Source organism: Hyphococcus sp. (genome assembly GCF_965267305.1).
In the GTDB taxonomy this organism is placed as follows: Bacteria; Pseudomonadota; Alphaproteobacteria; order Caulobacterales; family Parvularculaceae; genus Hyphococcus.
In genome coordinates this window covers 1,003,310-1,026,484 of the sequence record NZ_OZ253945.1, presented here as the reverse complement: position 1 = coordinate 1,026,484, position 23,175 = coordinate 1,003,310, and the positions used below count along the sequence as shown (strand labels likewise).

The window sequence follows — 23,175 nt, the reverse complement described above, 5'->3', positions numbered from 1 at the left end:
CGCGGCGTTTTTATTTTGAAAGGTTGAAATGAATGCGGCTTGGCGGACGGATCAGTGCGGCGATCGAAATCTTGGAGGATTTCGAGGCGCGGCGCGTGCCGCTGAAAACCGCCATCGCCGATTGGTCGCGCGTGAACCGTTTTGCCGGCGCGAAGGACCGTGCTTTTATCTCGGGGCTGTGCCTTGACGTGCTGCGTCGTCGCAAGTCGCTTGCGAAATCGATGGAGGATGAAAGCGGGCGCGCCGCCGTTCTTGGCGCCTTGCGCTTTTTGTGGCGTCAGACCGCCGAAGAGATTGCCGCCGCCGCTACGGAAGAACACGGGCCTGGCGCGCTGACGGATAAGGAAAAAGAAAAACTCTCTCAACCGATCATCCCCGCGAAGGCGGGGATCCAGGACACAAAGAGCAGTCCCGTAGATATGGATCCCCGCTTTCGCGGGGATGATCGGGAGGGCGGGCATGTTGCGGATTATCCGGGCTGGCTGGCGCCGCATGTGACGCGTGTGTTTGAAAATCGCGCTGACGAGGTCATGAACGCGTTCTCCGAACGCGCCGACATCGACTTGCGGATCAACACGCTCAAAACCACGCCGGAAAAAGCGCTGGCCGCTCTGAAACCGGTAAAGGCCGACGCCATCCCTTTGCTCAAAACCGCCGCGCGCATTGCAGCGCCCGACCCCAGCGAAAAGGCGCCGGGCGTCACCGTCATCCCGGCTTTCAACAAGGGCTGGGTTGAGGTGCAGGATCTGGGCTCTCAACTCGCGGCGAGCGCGGCGGGCGACGTCAAAGGCGCGCAAGTGCTCGACTATTGCGCGGGCGGCGGCGGCAAGACGCTGGCCCTGGCGGCGATGATGGAGAATACAGGACAACTTTACGCTTATGACCGCGATGCGCGGCGCCTGAAACCGTTATTCGACCGGGCCAAACGCGCGGGCGTCAGAAATCTTCAGATACGGTCTCCCGCGGGCGGGGAGGGACTCGACGATCTTGAAGGCAAGATGGATGTCGTTTTTGTCGACGCGCCCTGCACCGGCGCAGGCACATGGCGGCGCCATCCCGACACCAAATGGCGGCTGACCGGAAAGCAATTGGAAACGCGCATGGCGGAACAGGACGCCGTTCTCGTTGAGGCGGCGCGCTATGTGAAACCCGGCGGACGCCTCGTCTGGGTCACCTGTTCCTTCCTGATGGAGGAAAACGAGGATCGGCTCGTGGCGTTTCTTGAAACGCATTCGGAGTTTGCGCGCGCGCCTGCGCTCTCGTTCATGGAGCAATCGGGTTTGCTGACCGAAGAAGGCCGCACAGCGCTCGAACCTTGCGTCACCCAAGACCGCGCGATCCGACTGACGCCGGACAAAATCCGCGCCGACGGGTTTTTCGTGGCGGTGCTGGCTAAGGCTGTTTGATAATCTTTCCGCCCTGCATGACGAACTGAACATTACGCAAAGCGGAGATGTCGGTTGACGGATCGCCGGCGAAAGCGGCGAGGTCGGCGATGAGCCCGGGTTTGACTGCGCCGATCTCATCTTCGAGACGCAGGATTTTCGCATTGCCGGATGTGGCGGCTTTCAGCGAGGCGAGCGGCGTCACGCCATAGTCGACCATCAGTTCAAGCTCCCACGCATTGTCGCCATGATCGAAGACGCCGACGTCGGAGCCGTTGCAGAGCGGCGTTCCGGCGCGAAGGATGCGCTCCATTTGTGTGTGTTTGTCCGTGATGCGGGTGGGCGCCGTCGCCGGATCGCCGTCCCAGCCCCGGTAGCGCATGTTGGCTTCAACCGCGCCCAGCGTCGGGCAGATGGCGACCCCCTTGCGCGCCATGAGGCGGTAGGTCTCGAGCGTGCCCCGGTCGCCATGCTCAATCGTCTCGACCCCTGCTTCGATGGTGCGGCGCATGCCTTCGTCGGTTCCGGCGTGAGCGACAACCGGCGCGCCGGCGGCCTTCGCGGTTTCGACAATCGCCTTTAATTCGTCCACGGAGAAAGTGGGCCGCGGTTCCCCCGTCGGTCCCCAGCCGTAATCCGCATAGACCTTGATCCAGTCGGCGCCGCCGCCAAGTTGACGGCGCGTTTCCTCGATCAGGTTGGGAATGCCGCTGACTTCCACCGCGCCTTTGGGAACCGTAACGCCCTCGTGAAATCCTTTCGGCCCGTAAACGCCGGTGGCGATGATGGCGGGACCGGCGACAATGAGCCGGGGCCCCTCGATGACGCCTTTCTCGAGCGCCTGGCGCAGGCCCACATCGGCGTAGCCGGCGCCTTCGCTGCCGAGATCGCGCAAGGTCGTGAAGCCGGCGTCGAGCGTCGCTTTCAGATGATTGACCGCGCGGGCCGACCGCTCGGCGACGGATTCGCGCAGGACCTGATCGTCCCACGAGGTTTCGTCGTAAGGGTGGAGCAGGACATGAGAATGAGCGTCGATGAGGCCCGGCGTCAGCGTCATGCCGGAAAGATCGATGACCTCCGCGCCGGCCTCGCTCACCTGCGGTCCCGCAGCGGCGATGCGCCCGTCTTCGACGCGCACGCGCCAGCCCTCGCGCATGGCCTCGCCGTCGAACAGGCGGTCCGGCGCCAGCACATAGGTCTGCGTGCTCGCTGCGGCGCTCGCCAGACTCCAGAAAATCCCCGCCAGAAAGCTTGTTAAAAATCTCGTCATCGCCGCCCCTAGTTTGCCTGGCGGAGGGTCGGCGACATCAGCGCGAGGGTCAAGACGGGGCCCGGAGGGGTGAGGGGGGCCGGCCCAGTATAAGGCCAAACCGCAGGGGGTGGATAATTTTTCACCACCTTTTTTCCTGCCTTATACTGCGCGGCAGTCCGGACATTGAGAGGCGGTGTGGCCTGCCGTTCCCACTGGTCCGGATCGCGGCGCGCAGGGCGCGAGGGTTGCGAAACGGAAACTCCTCGCGCGCTGGCCGGTCGCAGCGCCCGGGCTTTCTGGCGGCATTTTCAACGCTGGCGCCTAAGAAACGTCAGCGGTCGTCATTACGGCCGGGCCCGCCGACGCTGAAAAACGCTGCAAATGCGGGGCGTGATGCGCCCATGTGCTAATACCAAGCGACGAGGACGTTTCACGCCCCGCGCCTCTCTCCCTATAGGTTCGGGCCCCATACGGGTCGCGGCAGGGTTTGGGCTGTTGCGCCTGCGAAAAGAGGCGTGACCCCGCCGCCAGACTCAGCTAAAGGCTCAACATGACACTCGATCCCCACGCCGCCCAGCACGACCGCGCGCTGATTGTCGATTTCGGCAGTCAGGTGACCCAGCTTATCGCCCGACGCCTTCGAGAGGCCGGGGTCTATTGCGAAATCCACCCCTTCAACCGCGTCGACAAGACGTTCCTCGACGATTTCCGGCCGAAGGCGATCATCCTTTCCGGCGGCCCGGCCAGCGTCAAAATCGAGACCAGCCCCCGCGCCGACATGGGCGTCTACGATTACGGCGCGCCGATCCTCGGCATCTGCTATGGCGAGCAGACGATCTGCGCCCAGCTCGGCGGCGATGTCGAAAGCTCCGACCATCGCGAATTCGGCCGCGCTATGGTGGATGTGGTGAAATCGAGCCGCCTCTTCGAAGGCGTGTGGGAGCCGGGGACGCGCCACCAGGTGTGGATGAGCCATGGCGACCGCGTGAACGCGATCCCGCCGGGCTTCGAGATCATCGCCAAATCCGACGGCGCGCCTTTCGCCGCCATCGCCGACGAAACGCGCAATATCTACGCCGTCCAGTTCCACCCGGAAGTGATGCACACGCCGGACGGGGCGAAGCTCTTGAAGAATTTCACGCACAAGATCGCGGGGCTTTCCGGTGACTGGACCATGGCGGCGTTCCGCGAAGAAGCCATCGCCCAGATCCGCGAACAGGTGGGCGATGCGCGCGTCATTTGCGGCCTTTCCGGCGGCGTCGATTCATCGGTCGCCGCGGTGCTTATCCATGAAGCTATCGGCGAGCAGCTCACTTGCGTTTTCGTCGACACCGGGCTGATGCGCGCCGGCGAAGGGGAGGAGGTCGTGCGCCTCTTCCGGGACAGCTACAACATTCCGCTCATTCATGTGCAGGCGGAGGATTTGTTCCTCGGCAAGCTCGCGGGCGTCGATGACCCGGAGAAGAAGCGCAAGATCATCGGATCGCTCTTCATCGACGTCTTCGACAAGGAAGCCTCGAAAATCGAGAACGCGGAATTCCTGGCGCAGGGGACGCTCTATCCCGACGTCATCGAAAGCGTCTCCTTCGACGGCGGGCCTTCGGTGACCATCAAGTCGCATCACAATGTGGGCGGCCTGCCGGAGCGGATGAATCTGAAACTGGTCGAACCCTTGCGCGAACTCTTCAAGGACGAGGTGAGGGCGCTCGGCCGCGAACTCGGGCTTCCCGAGCATTTCGTCGGCCGCCATCCGTTCCCGGGGCCGGGCCTTGCGATCCGCATTCCCGGCGAAGTCACGAAGGAAAAGGCGGATATTCTGCGCAAGGCCGACGCCATCTATCTCGACGAGATCAGGAAGGCGGGTCTCTATGACGCCATCTGGCAGGCGTTTGCGGTGCTGCTCCCTGTACGAACGGTTGGCGTTATGGGCGACGAGCGCACTTACGATCATGTCCTGGCGCTCAGGGCCGTCACCTCGACCGACGGCATGACCGCGGATTATTATCCGTTCCCCCATGAATTTCTCGGGGCCTGCGCCACGCGCATCATCAACGAAGTGCGCGGCGTCAACCGCGTCGTCTATGACGTGACGAGCAAGCCGCCGGGAACCATCGAGTGGGAGTAGATCCCATGGACAACAAAGTCACCGCCGTTCTCGCCGAATATCACGAGCGCATGCAGCGCGAGCGCAAGGAACGCGAAGGCAAAAGCAGTTCCGATTTTCTCGACAGGCACATGCTGTCGGTCGGGCCGGACACAGGTCAGCTCATCAACCTGATCGCGCGCAGCATGAAGGCGCCGCATATTCTCGAAATCGGCACATCGTTCGGCTATTCCGGCATATGGCTCGCCGAAGCGGCGCGCGCATCGGGCGGGCGGGTGACGACGCTGGAGATCGATGCGGCGAAAACCGAGCAAGCAAAAGCAATGGCGGAAAAGGCGGGGCTCGCGGACCTTATCGACTTTCAGACTGGCGATGCGGTCGATCTCATCGAGCAACTTTCGGCGAAAGCCGATTTCGTCCTGCTCGATCTTTGGAAGGACATGTATGTCGCTTGCCTCGAGGCGTTTTTTCCAAAGCTGAACAAGGGCGCTATTATCGTTGCGGATAACATCATCTTTCCCGGCGGGGAAAGCGTTGAGCGATATGTGTGCGCCGTGCGCGCCAAGCCGGGGATCAGCAGCGTGCTTTTGCCCGTGGGGACCGGGCTCGAAGTCAGCCGGTTGTCGCTATAGTCAATATGACTGCGAAGCGTCTAAACCTGTTCTTCGCCCTGTTTCCCGAGGAGGAGGCCGCGCAGAAACTTGAAGCGCTCGCTGAAGAATTGCGAGCAGCGCATCACCTAAAAGGCAGGCCTTTTCTGGCCGATCACTTTCATGTCTCGCTGCAAAATCTTGGCGGATATGATCTTGCAAAAATTGACTCTGCCGGACGAGCCGCAGAAAGTATAAAGGCGGAACCTTTTACAGTTTGTTTTAGCACTGCGCAGAGCTGGACGAAGAAGTCAGACGGGTTTCCCCTGGTTTTGTTATGCAATGAAGGCGAGGCACCGTTGTTAGGCCTGTATCGCCAGCTTGGTTTGGCGCTAAAGCAGGAAGGGCTCAATCGGTATGCGTCCTTCGACTTCACCCCGCATATCACATTGCTTTACGCACACGGGCTTACAGAGGAATCGCATCCTACGAAGGAGCCGATCGGCTGGCAGGTGAAAGAGTTTGCGCTTGTCGCCAGCCATGTGGGCGAAACGCGCTACGACTTTCTCGGCCAGTGGCCGCTGCGGGGTGGCGCATGACGGATAGTTGCCCCGCCTGCGGATCGGCGTTGCGCGAGACCATTGCGGCATGGGCCGACTGGGAGCGCGCTGCGGCTGAGCGCGAAGACGGCCCCATGCGGCTCGAGGCGGCGCGGGCCTGCGGCGTCGCGGAGGATGCGCCTGTCTTCCGGCAGTGTAAGGATTGCGGTTCGGTCGCCGTCTTTCCCATGCCGCGCCCGGAGCAGGTTTCGGCGTTCTATCAGAACTATCACGCCGCCGGGTCGTTTGAAGCGAAAGCCGAGAAGAAAATCGCGCGCGCCATGCGGCGCATTCGTCCGCTCATGTTGCTGACCAAAGGGCGGCGTTTTCTCGATGTGGGCGGCAGCATCGGCACGGCGGCGGAGGGCGCGAGACGGCTCGGCTTTGACGCGTCGTCGGTTGAGCTTGACCAAGCGGCGGTCGCGAAAGGGCGCGAACTCTTTTCGCAGGTGAAACACTATGTGGGCGCGATCGGCGATCTGTCCGCCGATGAAAAATATGACCTGATCTTTCTCGCGGAGATTATCGAACATGTCATCGATCCGGAAGCGCTCGCGAGCGCGGTCTTCCAACGGCTCGCGCCGGGCGGGCTTGTCTTTCTGACGACGCCGGACGCTGGTCACTTCCGTCGCCCGCGCGAATTTCTGGCCTGGAAATCCGTGAAGCCGCCGGAGCATCTGACGCTGTTCACGCGCAAGGGGTTGCGTATTCTTTTTACCAAAACGGGATTCTCGCCGGTGTTTTTTAAGCCGCATCTGAAACCGGGCGTCAGGATGATTGCAAGAAAACCGGGATGAAGGCGGTCAAAGGCTTAAATCGACGAATCGCGCTGATTATGCGACATAATGAATTTTCAATCTTGTGAGCGCTTGTGATACTGACTTCTTTTAATCGCGACGGTGAGTGAAACATGGATGCTTCAGCGGGCTGGGAAGGTTATTTCGCCGAAGAACAGGATGCGCGCGCCGCGGACGAACGCGGAAAGAAGCGCACGATTACGGTCGGATGGACCGTGCGGGCGCAGAAAGCTTCGGTCATCTGGGCCGCGCCGCAGCCCTTTTCGCGCAACGATCCGAAGCCGGTTTCGTCGAAGTCGGTGCAGGTTTGTCCCGCAGCTGTCGATTTCGACCGCCGGCATTTCATCGTTCCGTGCCCTGTCGATTTGACGCTCAAATTCGAGCGCCAGCCGAACGGGCAGTTGACGCTTGTCGATGCGGATGGCGAAAAATCCGGCATGCGCCAGACGGGACTTCGGGAAATGATGATCCTGCATCCGCAGCATGAATGGCGCAATCCGGAACGCCCGCTCATCCAAGTGATCGCGCCTTATGTCTTCGTTGCAGATGATCCCTGCTACATTGTGCAGACGCCGCCTTATCTTCATTATTTTCCGACGCCGCGCCCCGGCCTGCAGATGGGCGGGCGGTTTCCCGCGCATATCTGGCCGCGCCCCTTGAGCTGGGGCTTTGAGTGGTATGACGTCACCAAGCCCTTGGTGCTGAAACGCGGCGAGCCGTGGTTTTACATTCATTTCGAAACGGAAAATCCGTCCGCGCATGTGCGTCTCGTGGAGCAGGAGATGACCCCCGAACTTGAGAAGTACATGCAAAGCATCCTTGATGTGTCGAATTATGTAAACAAGACCTATTCGCTGTTTTCCGAAGCGCAGCGCATGCGGCCGCAGACTCTGGTGAAGCCAAAAAAGAACGGCTAGCTTCGCCGCAGCGCCATCTTGATGGGCCCTTCCGCCCGTCCGTGCACGAACTGATCGACCATGGGGTTGCCGGAGTTTTCGATGTCTTCGGGCTTGCCGCGCCAGATGATGCGACCCTGATAGAGCATGGCGATTTCGTCGGCGATCTTGCGGGCCGACGCCATGTCATGGGTGATCGAAATCGCCGAGGCGCCGATCGCCTTCACGCGCTCGACGATGAGATTGTTGATGACGTCCGACATGATCGGATCGAGACCGGTCGTCGGCTCGTCGAAGAACAGAATCTCCGGATCGGCGGCGATGGCGCGCGCGAGGCTGACCCGCTTTTGCATCCCGCCGGAAAGCGCGGAAGGCTGAAGCTCGCCGATCTCCGGCGCAAGGCCCACCTGCGCCAGGCAGTCAATGGCTTTTTCGCGGGCCGCCTTGCGCGACTTGCGGTCGGCGTTGAGGAGGCGAAAAGCGATATTCTCCCAGACCTTCAAACTGTCGAAAAGGGCCGACCCTTGAAACAGCATGCCGGTGCGCTGGGTCATGAAGCGCCGGTCGGAGTCCGTGTGCCGGGCGATGTCGCGCCCGTCGACCTCGACCGTGCCGCGGTCGGGCTTCATCAGGCCGATGATGCATTTCAGCAAGACCGACTTGCCGGAGCCGGAGCCGCCGATGATGACCAGCGACCGGCCCTTGTCGACGTCGATATCGACGCCGCGCAGGACCTGATTGCCGTCAAAGCCTTTATGCAGGTCGCGCACGCAGATGGTGTGGGGAGACGTTTCGCTCATGGCTTCTCTCAGAACTCCACAAGGAAAGACGTCATGACATAGTTCGATGCAAGAATGGCGACGGCGGCGGCGACGACGGCGGTGCGGGTCGCGGCGCCGACCCCTTGCGCGCCGCCGCGGCTCCGGTAGCCGTAATAGCAGCCCATGACTGCGATCAGGAAACCGAACACGGCGGCCTTCATCAGGCCGCTGACGACGTCGCGGTTTTCCAGAAACTCGGCGAGGTTGCGGATGAACACCGGCCCGGAGAAATCGAGACCGTAAACCGCCACGAGATAGCCGCCGTAAACGCCGATAATGTCGGCGACCAGCACCAGCACGGGCAGGGCGATGGCGGTCGCGACGATGCGCGGCGCGATCAGATATTTGAAGGGATCGACGGCGAGCGTCGACATGGCGTCGATTTGTTCGGTGACGCGCATGGTGCCGATCTCCGCGGCCATGGCCGACGAACACCGCCCCGCGACCATCAGCGCCGCGAGCACGGGGCCGAGCTCGCGCACGATGGAGACGCCGAGAATCTGCGGCAGGAAGGTTTCGGCGTTAAACCGCAAACTGCCGTCATAGATGTTGAGCGCGAGCGCCGCGCCGGTGAAGACCGCGGTGAGCCCGACCACGGGCAGGGAGGTAAAGCCGATGCGGATCAGCGATGAGAAGAACGCGCGCCAGTAAAACGGGCCCAGGACCCAGGCGAGGGCGCCGCGCCCGGCGAACTCGGCCATGCGTCCGGTCTCGCGCAGGGCGTCGATGGTGACGCTGCCGGTCTGGGCGAAAATGTTCATGAAGGCTCCCCTTGGCGGTCCTTAGAGGTAGCGGCGATCAATCCTGCCGCCAAGCCCCGTGAGCAAGTCATAGGTTGCGCGGCCGGTCGCCCGGGCGGCGTCGAAGAGGCGCAGGCGGGACCCGAAAAATTCCGCATAATCACCTATTTTCACAGGATTCTTTATCCCCGTCACATCGAGCGTGATGAAGTCCATGGAAATCCGCCCGGCGATGGGCGCGGCTGCGCCATTCACGATCGCGGCGCCGGCGGGCGCGGTATTGCGCGGATAACCGTCGCCATAACCGAGCGCGACCGTGGCGATTCGCGTCGGCGCCTTGGCGCTGAAGGCCGCGCCGTAGCCGACCGTTTCCCCGGGCGCGAGGTCGCGCAGTTGCACGACGGGCGCCTTAAGGGTGACGGCCGCGCAGATGCGCGCATCGTCCTCGTCAAAGGGGCTGCCGCCATAGAGCGCGATCCCGGGGCGGACGAGATCGAACTGATAAGCCTTGTCCATCAGCGCGCCCGCAGAGGCGGAAAGCGAAAGCCGCGCGCCCGGGAATTTCTGCGCCGTCTCGATGAATGCCGCGCGCTGCTCTGCGTTTTTCGGATGCGCGGGATCGGATGCGCAGGCGAGGTGGCTCATGACGAGCGGAATATCGAGCCCCTTCACCGCCGCAATCGCCGCCGCTTCGGTCATCGGCGCGCCGAGGCGGTTCATGCCGGTGTCGATGTGAACCGCGGCGGGGCCCGTTCCGCGTTTCGCCCACAACTCTGCTTGCGCCAACGAGTTGATGACCGGCGTCAGGCCGGCGCGCTCGTAAATCGGCAGCGTTTCTTCCGACGGACCGGCGAAACAATAGATGCGCGGGCCCGCATCGCCCAGCGCCTCGCGAAGGGCGAGGCCTTCCTCTGCATAGACGACAAAGAACTCATCGCATTTTTCCCGCTCATGAAGCGCGCGCGCAATGGGCGCGGCCCCGAGCCCATAAGCGTTGCATTTGACGGCGGCGCTGACGGCCGCGCCCGGCGCCGCGTCGAGGATCATCGCGAAATTGGCGCAGACGGCGCCGAGATCGATCTCGACATGCGGTCCTTCCTGGACTGGCGGTTTCATGTCTGCATTCATCGGGGCGGGCGGTCCTGCGGCTGGATCAACGAGCTTTAAGGGGCTTTTTGCGGCGGGAAAAGGGCGAGAATGAACGCCGCCGCGGCTCCGGCGAGCCCGAACGCATGAGATGAGAGGCGCGGGGCGTGAAACGTCCTCGTCGCTTGGTATTAGCACATGGGCGCATCACGCCCCGCATTTGCAGCGTTTTTCAGCGTCGGCGGGCCCGGCCGTAATGACGACCGCTGACGTTTCTTAGGCGCCAGCGTTGAAATGCCGTCAGAAAGCCCGGGCGCTGCGACCGGCCAGCCCGCGAGGAGTTTCCGTTACGCAACCCTCGCGCCCTGCGCGCCGCGATCCGGACCGATGGGAACGGCAGGCCTCACCGCCTCTCGAGTGTCCGGACTGCCGCGCAGTATACGGCAGGAAAAAAGGTGGTGAAAAATTATCCACCCCCTGCGGAATGGCCTTATACTTGCCGCCGCCCCCTGCGCCCCCTCCAAGCCTCAATCAACAGGGCGCATTTTGTTGTTTGCCGCGGTTGCATCTCATAATGTTGCGATAAGAACGCAAACAAGAGGGAGCCAGCCGCATGTCCGTGAAGTTATCCAACCCTCCGGGGCTCATCGATCCGACGCGGTTTCATTTCTCGCAGATGGCGGTGGTCGCGCCCGGCGCGCGGATGATTTTTCTTGCGGGGCAGGGCGGGTTTGCGGGCGACGGAAAACTGTCGCCTGATTTCAGCGAACAGGCGCGGCAGGTTTTCCAAAACATCGCCATCGCGCTGGAAAGCGCCGATGCGCGCATCGAAGACATCGTCCGGCTGACGGTCTTCATCGTCGGCTATGATATGGACCGGATGAAAGCCTATCACGCCGCGCAACTCGAAGCGTTGGGCGAACATCGGCCCGCTGCAACGTTGATCCCGCTTGAGAAACTTGCCTCTCCTGAGATGCTGATCGAGATCGAGGCGACAGCGGCTGCTTTGTGATGTCTCATCCTCCGACCATCCCGGCGAAGGCCGGGATCCAGTCAAAATGAAAAGACGGGCTTCGCCCGACATTATTTTTTAGCTGGGCCCCGGCCTTCGCCGGGGTGATCGGAAAGAGGGCTAAAGTTTCAAGAAAAAACGCCCGGCGTCGCCGCCGGGCGTTTTTTTATTCGTATGCAGACCTTTTACGATTTTCTAAGATCGAAGCGGTCGGCGTTCATCACCTTGGTCCAGGCGGCGACGAAGTCGTCGGTGAACTTCTTCTCGGCGCTGGTGAAGGCGTAGACTTCGACCACGGCCCGCAGCTCCGCATTGGAGCCGAAGACGAGGTCGTTTTCCGTCGCCGTCCATTTGAGATCGCCGGTCTGGCGGTCGCGGCCTTCAAAGACATAAGCTTCATCCGACGGCGCCCATTTCGTCGACATGTCGAGGAGGTTGATGAAGAAATCATTCGTCAACGTTCCCGGCGTGTCGGTGAAGACTCCATGGTCGGTTCCGCCGGCGTTGGCGTCGAGGGCGCGCATGCCGCCGACCAGCACGGTCATTTCCGGCACGGTGAGGCCCAGAAGGCTCGCCCGGTCGACCAGCAATTCCGACGGTGATTTGTCGCGCGCGCCGCCGAGATAGTTGCGGAAGCCGTCCGCCTTCGGTTCGAGCAAGGCGAAGGAGTTGACATCGGTCTGCTCCTGCGAGGCGTCCATGCGGCCCGGCGTGAAGGGAACGCTGACCGTTTGGCCGGCGTCTTTCGCCGCCTTTTCGATGGCCGCATTGCCGCCGAGCACGATAACGTCGGCGAGCGAGACTTTCTTGCCGCCGGTTTGCGCGGCGTTGAAGTCGGTCTGGACTTTCTCAAGCGCCGTCAGAACCTTCGACAGCTTCGCGGGATCGTTGACCGCCCAGTCCTTTTGCGGCGCGAGGCGGATGCGCGCGCCATTGGCGCCGCCGCGCATGTCGGTGCCGCGGAAGGTCGAGGCCGACGCCCAGGCCGTGCGCACAAGTTCCGGAACCGTCAGGCCCGTGGCGAGGATGTCGGCTTTGAGTTTGGCCTGATCCTGCGCGTTGATCAGCGCGTGATCGACGGCGGGGATCGGGTCCTGCCAGATCAGTTCTTCGGCGGGAACTTCCGCGCCGAGATAACGGGCGCGCGGGCCCATGTCGCGGTGGGTGAGCTTGAACCAGGCTTTTGCGAAAGCAAGTTCGAACTCTTCCGGGTTTTCAAGGAAGCGCTGCGAGATTTTCCGGAATTCCGGATCCTCTTTCAGCGCGAGGTCCGTGGTGAACATGATCGGCGCGTGACGCTTATTCGGGTCATGAGCGTCGGGCGTCAGATTCGCCGCCGCTTCGTCCGTCGGAATCCACTGGATGGCGCCGGCCGGGCTGCGGGTTTGCTTCCACTCGAAATTGAAGAGGTTCGAGAAGTATTGATGCGTCCATTCGGCCGGGTTCGCGGTCCACGAGCCTTCAAGGCCGCTGGTGATCGTGTCTTCGGCGTTGCCTTTGCCGCATGTGTTCACCCAGCCGAGGCCTTGCTGTTCAACGCCCGCAGCAGCGGGTTCGGGGGCGAGACATTCATCCGGTTTGTGCGCGCCATGGGCCTTGCCGAAAGTGTGGCCGCCCGCGATCAGCGCGATGGTTTCCTCGTCGGTCATCGCCATGCCGCGGAAGGCCTGACGGATGTCATGGGCTGCGGCGAGGGGATCGGGATTGCCGTTCGGGCCTTCCGGATTGACGTAGATGAGACCCATCTGGGTCGCAGCGAGGGGATTGGCGAGCTCTCTTTCGCCATGGAAGCGCTGGTTGCCGGCGAGCATTTCCGCTTCCGGGCCCCAGTCGACCAGTTCGGCTTCCCAGTCGTCCTCGCGGCCGCCCGCAAATCCGAAGGTTTCAAAGCCCATGGATTCCATGGCGACATTGCCGGTGAGGACCATGAGATCGCCCCAGGAAAGGGCGTTGCCGTATTTCTGTTTCACCGGCCAGAGCAGCCGGCGCGCCTTGTCGAGGCTGACATTGTCTGGCCAGCTGTTGAGCGGTTCGAAACGCTGCTGTCCGCCGCCGGCGCCGCCGCGTCCATCATACATGCGATAGGTGCCCGCTGCGTGCCAGGCCATGCGGATGAAGAACGGGCCGTAATGGCCATAGTCCGCCGGCCACCAGTCCTGCGAATCCGTCATCACCGCTTCGATGTCTTTTTTCACTTCGGCGAGGTCGAGTTTCTGGAACTCGGCGGCGTAATCGAAATCTTCGCCGATGGGATTGGAGGCAGGGTCGTTACGGCGCAGCGGGCTGAGGTCGAGATAGTCCGGCCACCAGAACTGGTTTGATTTGGGCTCGCCCGGCTCGACAGCGGCGCGCGCCGTCATGTCAGCGGAGTCTTTTACGGTCGCGCTGTCCTGGTCTTCCACTTCCTCCGGCGTTGGCGTGACGACTTCTCTCGACTCATTGCTGTTGCCGCAGCTCGCGGCTAGCGCGAGGGTCAGCGCCGCGGTCGTCGCCATCAGAACCGACTTTGTCTTTAGCTTCATGATTTCCTCTCCGGTGCAGAATTTCAGATGATGTTTTCAACGCTTGGGATACGCCATCGCGCCGGACCACTGGATCAAGGGCTCACTTCTGGGTCGGGCGCTGTCGCAATGGATCGGAGCGCAAAACGCGGATAACGATATGACTTCGATCAAGTGCATCATGAATCACTTCTATCGGCGCCCAATTTATATGTAAAAGTGATAATTTTTATTATCGTGATTGAAAAAATCGATCAATCTGCGGTTGCAATGCAGCATTCTGCGCAACGCTGCAGGCGTAGGCGACGCTATTCGCCTCTCACTTGAACTGAATGGAAACCCTAATACCCGCCGCCGCGGAAGCGGTCGTCTGCGAGGTTCGAAAATTTCGTGAATTTCTCTTCGAAATGCAGATCGACCTTGCCGATGGGGCCGTGGCGCTGTTTGCCGATGATGACTTCGGCGATATCGCCGACTTCATCCATCTTCGCTTGCCAGGTGATGTGTTCTTCGGTGCCTTCGCGCGGTTCGGCGCGGCCGAGATAATATTTCTCGCGATAGACGAAGAGCACGACGTCGGCGTCCTGTTCGATGGAGCCGGACTCCCTGAGGTCGGAAAGCTGCGGGCGCTTGTCCTCGCGCTGCTCCACCTGACGCGAAAGCTGCGCGAGGCCGATGATCGGGACGTTCAGTTCTTTCGCGAGCGCTTTCAAGCCTTGCGAGATTTCCGTCATCTCCTGCACGCGGTTGTCATTGCGCTTGCCGGAGCCGGTGAGGAGCTGAATGTAGTCGATGATGAGGAGGTCGAGCCCGTGCTGGCGTTTCAACCGCCGCGCGCGCGCCGCGACCTGCGCGATCGAGAGCCCGCCCGTGTCGTCAATATAAAGCGGCAGCGTTTCGAGCTCGCGGGTCGCATGATAGATCTTGTCGAACTCTTCCTGTTCGATTTCGCCGCGGCGGATCTTTTCCGACGGCACGCGCGCAAATTCGGAAATGATCCTCGTTGCGATCTGCTCCGCAGACATTTCGAGCGTGAAGAGCCCGACTTTCCCGCCTTCGACGGTTTTCATGGTCCCGTCGGGCTGTTTCTCCGCGCGCCACGCCTTCGCGGCGTTGACGCCGATATTGACGCCAAGCGACGACTTGCCCATCGAAGGACGTCCGGCAAGGATGATGAGATCCGAAGGATGAAGGCCGCCAAGCTGACGGTCGAGATCGCGCAGCCCCGTTGAGATCCCTGCAAGCCCGCCGCCGCGTTTGATCGCGGCGTTGGCGATCTCGATGGCTTCGGTCAGCGCCGAACGCAGATTGACGAAGCCGCCGCCATACTTCCCGGTTTCGGCGAGCTTGTAGAGCGCCTGTTCCGCATCTTGCAATTGCTGCGTTGGCGAGTCGTCGAGCGTCGCGATTTTCGCGCGCTCGGCCATTTCCGAGCCGATGGACATGAGGCCGCGGCAGACCGAAAGATCGAAAACGATTTTGGCGTAATCGGTTGCGCCGGCGGTCGAGGGAACGTTCGCCGCAAGGGTTTCAAGATAGCGCTTGCCGCCCGCGTCGAGATAACCCTGCTTGGTCGCAAGATAGGTGTCGATGGTGACAGGAGAGCCAAGACGTCCGGAATTGATGAGATCGCCCGCCGCCTCATAGATCAACTGATGAACGGGGTCGAAAAAATGCTCGGGCTTAAGAAAGGTCGAGACGCGGTAATAGATTTCGTTGTCGAAAAGGATAGCGCCGAGAATGGCCTGCTCGGCGTCGAGGCTGACGGGGAGTTTATCCTCCGTACCCGGATTTTTATTGGGTGCATTGGTTGCGCCGTCGGCCATCAGCTTCTTAGATCAAAAAAAACGCCGGCTGAGAAGTCAGCCGGCGTCTAAATTTTTCCCCTTTGCCGGGGACGTTTTCGCTCATGCGAAAACGCTTCTTGTTATTCTTCGGTCTTTTCTTCTTCGTCGCTTTCAACAGCGGCGCCGGCGCCTTCGTCAAAGAACTCGGGCGCAGCCTCGGCGGTTTCTTCTTCGGCGGCCCGGTCTTCAGGACGCGCGAGCACGTTTTCGCCGCGCGCCTGACGTTCGGCTTCGTCTTCGGAGCGGGCGACGTTGATGTTGATAGTCACGTCGACTTCGGGATGCAGGACGACGCGAACCGGGAAAACGCCGAGCGACTTCAGCGGCTTGTCGAGACGCACTTGCGCGCGTTCGATGTGAACCCCGCCAGCCGATGCGGCGTCGGCGATGTCGCGGGTCGACACCGATCCGTAAAGCACGCCGAGTTCGGATGACTGGCGAATGACGACGAAAGACGAACCGTCGATTTTCGCGGCGGCCTGTTCGGCTTCCTTTTTGCGCTCGAGGTTGCGCGCTTCGAGATCGGCGCGCTGGGACTCAAACACTTTCTTGTTGTCGTCATTAGCGCGGAGCGCTTTTTTCTGGGGCAGGAGGAAGTTGCGCGCATAGCCTGAACGCACTTTCACCACGTCGCCCATCTGGCCGAGATTTTCGACCCGTTCGAGAAGGATGACTTCCATCGTTCTTACTCCGATACATAGGGAAGGAGCGCAAGGAAACGGGCGCGCTTGATGGCGCGCGCGAGTTCGCGCTGCTTCTTGTGAGAGACGGCGGAAATCCGCGACGGAACGATCTTGCCGCGTTCGGAAACGAAGCGCTGAAGCAATTTCGGATCCTTGTAATCGATCTTCGGCGCGTCATCGCCGGAGAACGGACAAGTTTTACGGCGGCGGAAAAACGGTTTTGCCATGATGATGTCCTTTCCTCGTTACCGGCGGTCGCCGCGGTCGCGATCGCCGCGATAGCCGCCGCGGTCTCCGCGGTCGCCCCGGTCACGATCACCACGATCGCCGCGGTCGCGATCTCCACGATCACGGTCGCCCCTGTCGCGGTCGCTTCTGTCGCGGCGCGACAGGACCGGCGAGGGCTCCTCGTCGAGGACGTCGACCTTGACGGTCAGCGAACGCAGAACGTCGTCATTGATCTTTTCCTGACGCTCAAGCTCGTGCACGGCCGCGGCCGGCGCCGAAATGTTGAAAAGGCTGTAATGGCCTTTGCGGTTCTTCTTGATCTTGTACTGGAGATTGCGAAGGCCCCAATATTCGGACTTCTCAATCTTTCCGCCGTTGTCAGTGACGATTTTGGCGAGCGTTTCAGTGAGGCCCTCGACCTGCGCGGGCGAGATATCCTGACGCGCAATAAAGATGTGTTCGTATAGCGGCATGAAGCCAGCTCCTTTTAGGGCGACGGAGACGCTTCGCTGTCTGCTGGCGACAGAAAAGGCCTTCGGCTCATGACGCTAAGGGACCATCCCTTGAACCCACCCGAAAGCAGGCGCCCATGACCGTCGCTCGTGAAGGCGGCGGACATAGCGGAGGGGGCCTGGCTTGGCAAGGGCGGAAGCGGCTTATTTTCCGCCGAACCAGCGGGTCAGAACCCCCTCGAAAAACCGCACCGTGTCGGCCTCGCTGCAATGGGAGGAGGCATAGGCTTTGGCGGCGTCTCCGAGACGGGCGGCGAGCGCCGGGTCGGCCTCAAGGCGGCGAACCGCATTGGCAAGGGCGGCGGCGTCTCCGGCGGGGACCAGGAGGCCGGTTTCGCCGTCTTTCAGGTAGTCGGCGGCGCCCGCGGCGTCGGTGACGATCTGGGCCTTGCCGAGATGCATGGCCCCGACAAGGCTCACGAGCCCGCATGGGGTCTCCCGGGAGCGCAAGGGGACGATGGCGGCCCTGGCGTGCTGAACGATGCCCCACGCCGTCTCAAAGGGCAGATTGAAGCGGACCTCGAGGTTTTCCGGGGGATTGAGCCTCTCGAAATTATGGGGCCGGGCGACGGCGATGAAGCGGGTCTGGGGTAGGGCCCGGGCCGCCTCGCACAGAACCGCGTAATCCCGGGCCTCGCCGCCGAGGGCGGCGAAATACTCGCCCTCAACGGTTTTCGGCTGAAGCCCGCTCAAGGGCGGGGCGACGCCCCATGGCGCCCGCAGGAATTTGCCTCGCTCGATCCCGAAATAATCGGCGTAAAGCCCTTGTTCCGCGTCGGTAAAGACAGCAAAAGCCTCGACCCGCTTGAAGGCCTGTTGCATCAGGCCCTTGCGGGGGCCTGTGGGCAGGTCGGTGAAGTTGAAAGAAAAGGCGAGGTGTTTCGCCGAACCCTTTGCACTTCCTGCCGCCGCCTCGGTCCAGGCCGTGACCCAGGGGCCGTGGCTGACCACGAGGTCGAAGGGCTCGCGTTTCGCCGCCTTCGCCAGCGCCCGTCCGGCACGCCAGCGGCCCAGCGCCCGCGGGCGGCCGGCCGCCATGGAAAAGCTCTCCCAATGAAGCCGCCGCCCTGCGACCTCGAAGTCGGCGGGCATGAGATCGCGGATCCACGCCCAGCGCGGGTCGGGATTGTCTGAGATATTGGCGATGCGGATGGGCGACGGGGTCATTGTCTGATTGACCTTGGTGGCTTTGCACCCTCTTCCCCCGTTTACGGGGGAAGTGTCCAGACGCATCTTATTGATGCGGCTGGACGATGGGGGTGTTTTTGAAGAAAAGCCCCCTCCGTCAGCGGAGTTTATCTTCGGGCCGGCCCTTGGCCGGACCCGGAGGCTGACACCTCCCCCGTAAACGGGGGAGGAGAAGCGCATCACTACCTTGCCCTCTAGCCCCAGCGTCGCTATGTCCGCGGGCCTGATTAACTTTATGGAGCAGCGGCGCGGCGATGACGCGAGCTTTTGTATTTCCGGGACAGGGCAGCCAGGCGGTCGGCATGGGGGCGGCGCTGGCCGACGCCTTTCCGGCGGCCCGCGAGGTCTTTGAAGAGGTCGACGAGGCCCTCGGCCAGAAACTCTCAAAGCTGATGCGCGAAGGCCCCATGGAAGAGCTGACGCTGACCGCCAATACGCAGCCCGCCCTGATGGCTCATTCCATTGCGGCGATGCGCGTCCTCGAAGCGGAAGCGGGCGCGGACATTTCCAACGCCATGTTCGTCGCTGGGCATTCGCTCGGCGAATATTCCGCTCTTTGCGCCGCGCGCGCCATCAGCCTTTCGGATACGGCGAAACTTCTTCGTATCAGGGGCGAGGCGATGCAGGCGGCTGTTCCCGTGGGCGAGGGCGCCATGGCGGCGCTCATCGGCGTCGACATGGAAGGCGCGAAGAAAGCCATCGACGCGGCGCCAGGCGCGGGCGTTTGCGAAATCGCCAATGACAATGCGCCGGGACAAGTCGTCATCTCGGGCGAGAAAGCCCGCGTCGAAGCAGTTTGCGCCGGCGCCAAAGAATTCGGCGCCAAGATCGCGAAATTGCTGCCGGTTTCGGCGCCGTTTCACTCCTCCTTGATGGCGCCCGCCGCCGAGCGCATGAAAGAAGCGCTGGCCGAAGTAAAAATCGTCGCGCCGGCGACCACGCTTGTCGCCAACGTCACCGCCAAAGACGTCGCCAATCCGGCGTCGATCCGCGATCTCCTCGTCAAGCAGGTGACAGGCCGCGTGCGCTGGACCGAGAGCGTCAATCACATGACCAAACAGGGCTGCGAACTCTTCATCGAAGTGGGCGCCGGAAAGGTTTTGTCCGGGCTTATCAAACGCATCAACCGCGATGTGGAAACGCTCAATGTCGGCGAACCGGGCGACATCGAAGCCTTCGCGAAAATCTAAGACGACGTCCCCGTCAAAGATAAACTAAAACAGAAGAAAGGGCTGACGGCATGTTTGATCTCAACGGCAAGCGGGCGCTTGTCACCGGCGCCACCGGCGGCATCGGCGAAGCGGTCGCAAGAGCGCTGCACGCGCAAGGCGCCAGCGTCGCCATTTCCGGCACGCGCGCCGAAAAACTCGAAGCGCTCGCGGGCGATTTGAAAGACCGCGTTCACGTCACGCCCTGTAACCTGTCCGATCTCGACGCGGTGGACGCGCTGCCGAAGACCGCGTCGGAGGCCATGGGCGGTCTCGACATCGTCGTCTCCAATGCGGGCGTCACCCGCGACAATCTGATGATGATGATGAAGCCCGATGCTTGGGAAGAGGTCATCAAGATCAATCTCACGGCTTATTTCCGGCTGGCGAAGGCGAGCTTGCGCGGCATGACCAAGCAGCGTTTCGGGCGCATCATCGGCGTGACCTCCGTCGTCGGCGTCACCGGCAATGCGGGCCAGGCGAATTACGCCGCCTCGAAGGCCGGCATGATCGGCATGTCTAAATCGCTGGCGCAGGAAGTCGCGAGCCGCAATGTGACGGTGAACTGCATCGCGCCGGGCTTCATCGCGACCGCCATGACCGACGCCCTCAACGACCAGCAGAAAGAAGCGATCCTCGGCAAGATTCCCGCCGGCGCCATGGGCGCTCCTGAGGATATTGCTGCGGCTGCGGTCTACCTCTCCTCAGACGAGGCGCGCTATGTCACTGGCCAGACCCTCCATGTGAATGGCGGCATGGCGATGTTATAGTCTCTGAAAATGGTCTCCGCGGCCTCCGGGCTATGGCGGTTTTGGCGTTGCAACAATCTGCAATATGCCGTAATTCGCCCCCCGAACCTGCCCCGGACGAGCTTCAGGGCGGCCCTGTTTAACCCCCGCTGGAAAACCTTCTTTCCGGTTTCCGCTGAAAATCGTAAATAACTGTTTTACTCGAAGGAGCGTTGAATGTCTGATCTTGCAGAACGCGTGAAAAAAATTGTTGTCGAGCATCTCGATGTGGATGCGGCCAAGGTCGAGCCGAAAGCCAGCTTCATCGACGATCTCGGCGCCGACAGCCTTGATATTGTCGAACTCGTGATGGCGTTCGAAGAAGAATTCGATGTTGAGATTCCCGATGACGCCGCCGAGACCATTCAGACGGTCGGCGACGCCATTAAGTTCATCGAAGAACAAAAGTCGTAATCGGCTGTTCTTCCCGATAACGAGCCGATAGGGCCGTTTCGCCTTGGCGGCGCCGTTTGACGGGTTTTCTTAAAACCGTAATCGGCGCCGGCCGGATCAAGCGAAGGGCCTTTCGGCTTTCAAAGTCCGGAGCCCCTTCATGCGCCGCGTTGTCGTAACAGGATTAGGACTGGTCACGCCCCTTGGCGCGGGCGTCGATCCTGTATGGCGCCGGCTCATCAACGGCGAGTCGGGCGCCGGGCCTATCGAACAGTTCGACGCCTCGAACCTGCCCTGCCGCATCGCGGCGTCCGTGCCGCTTAGCGACGGCACGCGCGGCGGAGATAGAGCCGGCGAGGCGGCGTTCAACGCTGATGACTGGGTCGAGCCGCGCGAACAGCGACGGATGAATCCGTTCATCGTCTTCGGCATGGCCGCCGCGCAAATGGCGTTCAAAGACAGCGGCATCGAATTCAAAAACGAAGAAGAGCGCGAACGCGCCGGCGTCATGACCGGCTCCGGCATTGGCGGGCTTTCCGGCATAGAAGACGAAGTGCTTGTGCTGAATGAAAAAGGCCCGCGCCGCGTGTCGCCTTTCTTCATCACGGGCAATCTCATCAATCTCGTCTCCGGCCGGGTGTCGATCAAACTTGGCATGAAAGGCCCGAACCACGCCGTTGTGACGGCGTGTTCGTCGGGCGCGCACGCCATTGGCGACGCCGCGCGTCTCATCGCGCTGGGCGATGCGGATGTGATGCTCGCCGGCGGCGCCGAAGCCGCGATCTGCCCTATCGGCATAGCAGGCTTTTCTTCCTGCAAGGCGCTGACGACGCATTTCAACGAAACGCCGGAAAAGGCGTCCCGTCCTTACGACAAAGACCGCGACGGTTTCCTCATGGGCGAGGGCTCGGGCTTCGTCATGCTCGAAGAATATGAAAAAGCGAAAGCCCGCGGCGCCAAAATCTATGGCGAAGTGATCGGCTACGGGCTTTCCGGCGACGCCTATCACATCACCTCGCCGGCCGAAGACGGCAATGGCGGCTATCGCTCCATGCAGATGGCGCTGAAGCGCGCCGGCGTCGAACCCAAAGACATCGACTATGTGAACGCGCACGGGACATCGACGCCGGTGGGCGACGAGATCGAACTGAAAGCGGTGGAGCGTCTCTTTGGGGACGCGGCGGACGGCCTCGTCATGTCGTCGACCAAATCCTCCATCGGCCACTTGCTTGGCGCCGCGGGCGCAGTGGAGGCGATTTTCTGCCTTCTCGCCATGCGCGACGGGATCGCGCCGCCGACCCTCAATCTTGAGAATCCGGCTGTTGCGACGCCGATCAATCTCGCGCCGCAGAAGGCCGTCAAAAAAGAGATTAACATCGCCTTGTCGAATTCCTTCGGATTTGGCGGGACAAACGCCTCTCTGGTGATGCGGCGCGTTGACGGCTAAACTCCCCGGTGAATCGAGCGGGAGCTGGCGGTAGACGGGATGACCGGAACAGAGCAAGCGAAAGCGCGCCAGAAGGGCGGCGCGGTGAAATCATTCCTTTTCTTCATCGGCGGCCTGGCGCTGCTCGCCGCGATTGCGCTCGGCGTCGGGGGCTATCTCGGCTATCAGGCGGCGGTGAAGCCGGGTCCGGCGCGCGAGGATGTCATCGTCCTGTTGCCGCCGGGGAGCGCCGTCTCCACCATTGCCCATCAGCTTGAAGACGAAGGCGCCATCGAGCATCCGGAAATCTTCATCGCCGCCGTGCGGCTTAAAGGCGTGCAGAGCGAAGTCAAAGCGGGCGAATATCTGATCCCGGCGCGATCGAGCGTCCTAGAGATCATCGACCAGCTTCGTGAAGGCAAAAGCATCCTCCATTATTTTACGGCCCCGGAAGGTCGCACCACGGCGCAGATCATCCGCCTACTGAACGAACACGAAGTGCTGGAAGGCGAGATCACCGTCGAGCCGGGCGAGGGCGAGCTGCTGCCTGAAACCTTCGCCTTCATCCGCGGCGAGACCCGCGACAATCTTCTGCGGCGGATGATGAAGGATCAGGACGCGCTGATCGACGCCATCTGGGACGACCGCGCCATGGAGCTTCCGTTTTCGACGCCCGAAGAGGCGATCATCCTCGCCTCCATTGTCGAAAAGGAAACCGGCGTCGCCGAGGAGCGCCCGCGCATCGCCGCCGTCTTCGTCAACCGCCTGAAAAAAGGCATGCGCCTCGAAAGCGATCCGACAATTATCTACGGGCTGACGCAAGGCGAGCCGCTGGGCCGGGGCCTGCGCGTCAGCGAACTGCGCGGCGAGACCCCTTACAACACCTATGTCATTCGCGGCTTGCCGCCGACGCCCATCGCCAATCCCGGCAAGGCGTCCATAGAAGCAGTGTTGAACCCCGCGGACACGGAAGACCTTTTCTTCGTCGCCGACGGCACCGGCGGTCATGTGTTCGCGTCGACCTTGCGCGAGCACAACGCCAATGTCGCCAAATGGCGCAGCATCGAGCGCCAACGCGCGGCTAAAAACGGAAAGTGATGATCGCAACGTGACTTTTTC

At 61.8% G+C, this 23,175-nt stretch carries 22 protein-coding genes; 12 read left to right on the top strand and 10 right to left on the bottom strand.

All coding sequences use genetic code 11. The features are described from left to right. The first annotated feature begins 32 nt into the window (after positions 1 to 32). Positions 33 to 1,406, top strand: a complete 1,374-nt coding sequence (locus tag ACQY5P_RS04865; RefSeq protein ID WP_428409722.1) for an RsmB/NOP family class I SAM-dependent RNA methyltransferase — start codon at positions 33 to 35, stop codon at positions 1,404 to 1,406. On the opposite strand, the gene ACQY5P_RS04860 is transcribed toward ACQY5P_RS04865, so the two are convergent. Continuing rightward, entirely contained in the window at positions 1,393 to 2,655 is a 1,263-nt protein-coding gene (locus ACQY5P_RS04860; RefSeq protein ID WP_428409721.1) for an amidohydrolase family protein, read from the bottom strand. The genes ACQY5P_RS04865 and ACQY5P_RS04860 overlap by 14 nt on opposite strands. 532 nt (positions 2,656 to 3,187) lie before the next feature. On the opposite strand from ACQY5P_RS04860, the gene guaA reads away from it, so the two are divergent. The 5 genes from guaA to ACQY5P_RS04835 all read left to right on the top strand — a co-directional run bounded on the left by guaA (position 3,188) and on the right by ACQY5P_RS04835 (position 7,644). Next, complete coding sequence (guaA, locus tag ACQY5P_RS04855; protein ID WP_428409720.1) at positions 3,188 to 4,762, top strand: glutamine-hydrolyzing GMP synthase; 1,575 nt, start codon at positions 3,188 to 3,190, stop codon at positions 4,760 to 4,762. A 5-nt stretch (positions 4,763 to 4,767) separates the two neighbouring features. Beyond that, positions 4,768 to 5,373 carry an O-methyltransferase gene (locus tag ACQY5P_RS04850; protein WP_428409719.1) on the top strand — a complete coding sequence of 202 codons (606 nt, stop codon included), beginning with the start codon at positions 4,768 to 4,770 and terminating at the stop codon, positions 5,371 to 5,373. A 5-nt stretch (positions 5,374 to 5,378) separates the two neighbouring features. After that, complete coding sequence (locus ACQY5P_RS04845; protein WP_428409718.1) at positions 5,379 to 5,930, top strand: 2'-5' RNA ligase family protein; 552 nt, start codon at positions 5,379 to 5,381, stop codon at positions 5,928 to 5,930. After that, complete coding sequence (locus ACQY5P_RS04840) at positions 5,927 to 6,727, top strand: class I SAM-dependent methyltransferase (RefSeq protein WP_428409717.1); 801 nt, start codon at positions 5,927 to 5,929, stop codon at positions 6,725 to 6,727. The genes ACQY5P_RS04845 and ACQY5P_RS04840 overlap by 4 nt, the downstream gene beginning before the upstream one ends. 113 nt (positions 6,728 to 6,840) lie before the next feature. Further along, a complete protein-coding gene (locus tag ACQY5P_RS04835; RefSeq protein WP_428409716.1) occupies positions 6,841 to 7,644 on the top strand; it encodes a hypothetical protein in 804 nt (267 codons plus the stop codon). Here ACQY5P_RS04835 and ACQY5P_RS04830 read toward each other — a convergent pair. Genes ACQY5P_RS04830 through alr form a run of 3 tightly spaced genes read right to left on the bottom strand, consistent with a single transcriptional unit; the run spans position 7,641 to position 10,300 of the window. Further along, a complete protein-coding gene (locus tag ACQY5P_RS04830; protein WP_428409715.1) occupies positions 7,641 to 8,423 on the bottom strand; it encodes an ABC transporter ATP-binding protein in 783 nt (260 codons plus the stop codon). The genes ACQY5P_RS04835 and ACQY5P_RS04830 overlap by 4 nt on opposite strands. Positions 8,424 to 8,431: 8 nt before the next feature. Next, entirely contained in the window at positions 8,432 to 9,205 is a 774-nt protein-coding gene (locus tag ACQY5P_RS04825) for an MlaE family ABC transporter permease (RefSeq protein ID WP_428409714.1), read from the bottom strand. A gap of 21 nt (positions 9,206 to 9,226) precedes the next feature. Beyond that, entirely contained in the window at positions 9,227 to 10,300 is a 1,074-nt protein-coding gene (gene alr, locus ACQY5P_RS04820; protein WP_428409713.1) for an alanine racemase, read from the bottom strand. Positions 10,301 to 10,883: 583 nt separating this feature from the next. On the opposite strand from alr, the gene ACQY5P_RS04815 reads away from it, so the two are divergent. Beyond that, positions 10,884 to 11,282 (top strand): RidA family protein, encoded by a 399-nt coding sequence (locus ACQY5P_RS04815; RefSeq protein ID WP_428409712.1) that lies wholly within the window; start codon positions 10,884 to 10,886, stop codon positions 11,280 to 11,282. A 185-nt stretch (positions 11,283 to 11,467) separates the two neighbouring features. On the opposite strand, the gene katG is transcribed toward ACQY5P_RS04815, so the two are convergent. From katG to ACQY5P_RS04785, 6 genes are all read right to left on the bottom strand, one after another. Continuing rightward, positions 11,468 to 13,642 carry a catalase/peroxidase HPI gene (gene katG / locus ACQY5P_RS04810; RefSeq protein WP_428410632.1) on the bottom strand — a complete coding sequence of 725 codons (2,175 nt, stop codon included), beginning with the start codon at positions 13,640 to 13,642 and terminating at the stop codon, positions 11,468 to 11,470. 482 nt (positions 13,643 to 14,124) lie between these two features. Further along, a complete protein-coding gene (locus ACQY5P_RS04805; RefSeq protein WP_428409711.1) occupies positions 14,125 to 15,609 on the bottom strand; it encodes a replicative DNA helicase in 1,485 nt (494 codons plus the stop codon). A gap of 101 nt (positions 15,610 to 15,710) precedes the next feature. Next, positions 15,711 to 16,310, bottom strand: coding sequence for a 50S ribosomal protein L9 (gene rplI, locus ACQY5P_RS04800; protein WP_428409710.1), 600 nt, complete (start codon positions 16,308 to 16,310; stop codon positions 15,711 to 15,713). Positions 16,311 to 16,315: 5 nt separating this feature from the next. Then, positions 16,316 to 16,543 (bottom strand): 30S ribosomal protein S18, encoded by a 228-nt coding sequence (gene rpsR / locus ACQY5P_RS04795; RefSeq protein WP_428410631.1) that lies wholly within the window; start codon positions 16,541 to 16,543, stop codon positions 16,316 to 16,318. Between the two features lie 15 nt (positions 16,544 to 16,558). Next, positions 16,559 to 17,014, bottom strand: coding sequence for a 30S ribosomal protein S6 (rpsF, locus tag ACQY5P_RS04790; protein WP_428409709.1), 456 nt, complete (start codon positions 17,012 to 17,014; stop codon positions 16,559 to 16,561). 183 nt (positions 17,015 to 17,197) lie between these two features. Then, positions 17,198 to 18,220 carry a glycosyltransferase gene (locus tag ACQY5P_RS04785; RefSeq protein ID WP_428409708.1) on the bottom strand — a complete coding sequence of 341 codons (1,023 nt, stop codon included), beginning with the start codon at positions 18,218 to 18,220 and terminating at the stop codon, positions 17,198 to 17,200. A 275-nt stretch (positions 18,221 to 18,495) separates the two neighbouring features. Between ACQY5P_RS04785 and fabD the strand changes: the two genes are divergently transcribed. The 5 genes from fabD to mltG all read left to right on the top strand — a co-directional run bounded on the left by fabD (position 18,496) and on the right by mltG (position 23,154). Beyond that, positions 18,496 to 19,431 (top strand): ACP S-malonyltransferase, encoded by a 936-nt coding sequence (fabD, locus tag ACQY5P_RS04780; RefSeq protein ID WP_428409707.1) that lies wholly within the window; start codon positions 18,496 to 18,498, stop codon positions 19,429 to 19,431. A gap of 50 nt (positions 19,432 to 19,481) precedes the next feature. Then, entirely contained in the window at positions 19,482 to 20,219 is a 738-nt protein-coding gene (gene fabG, locus ACQY5P_RS04775) for a 3-oxoacyl-[acyl-carrier-protein] reductase (protein WP_428409706.1), read from the top strand. A gap of 195 nt (positions 20,220 to 20,414) precedes the next feature. Further along, entirely contained in the window at positions 20,415 to 20,651 is a 237-nt protein-coding gene (locus tag ACQY5P_RS04770) for an acyl carrier protein (protein WP_104832297.1), read from the top strand. A 139-nt stretch (positions 20,652 to 20,790) separates the two neighbouring features. Then, positions 20,791 to 22,077 carry a beta-ketoacyl-ACP synthase II gene (gene fabF / locus ACQY5P_RS04765; RefSeq protein ID WP_428409705.1) on the top strand — a complete coding sequence of 429 codons (1,287 nt, stop codon included), beginning with the start codon at positions 20,791 to 20,793 and terminating at the stop codon, positions 22,075 to 22,077. Positions 22,078 to 22,116: 39 nt separating this feature from the next. Next, positions 22,117 to 23,154, top strand: coding sequence for an endolytic transglycosylase MltG (gene mltG / locus ACQY5P_RS04760; RefSeq protein ID WP_428409704.1), 1,038 nt, complete (start codon positions 22,117 to 22,119; stop codon positions 23,152 to 23,154). Positions 23,155 to 23,175 lie beyond the last annotated feature (21 nt).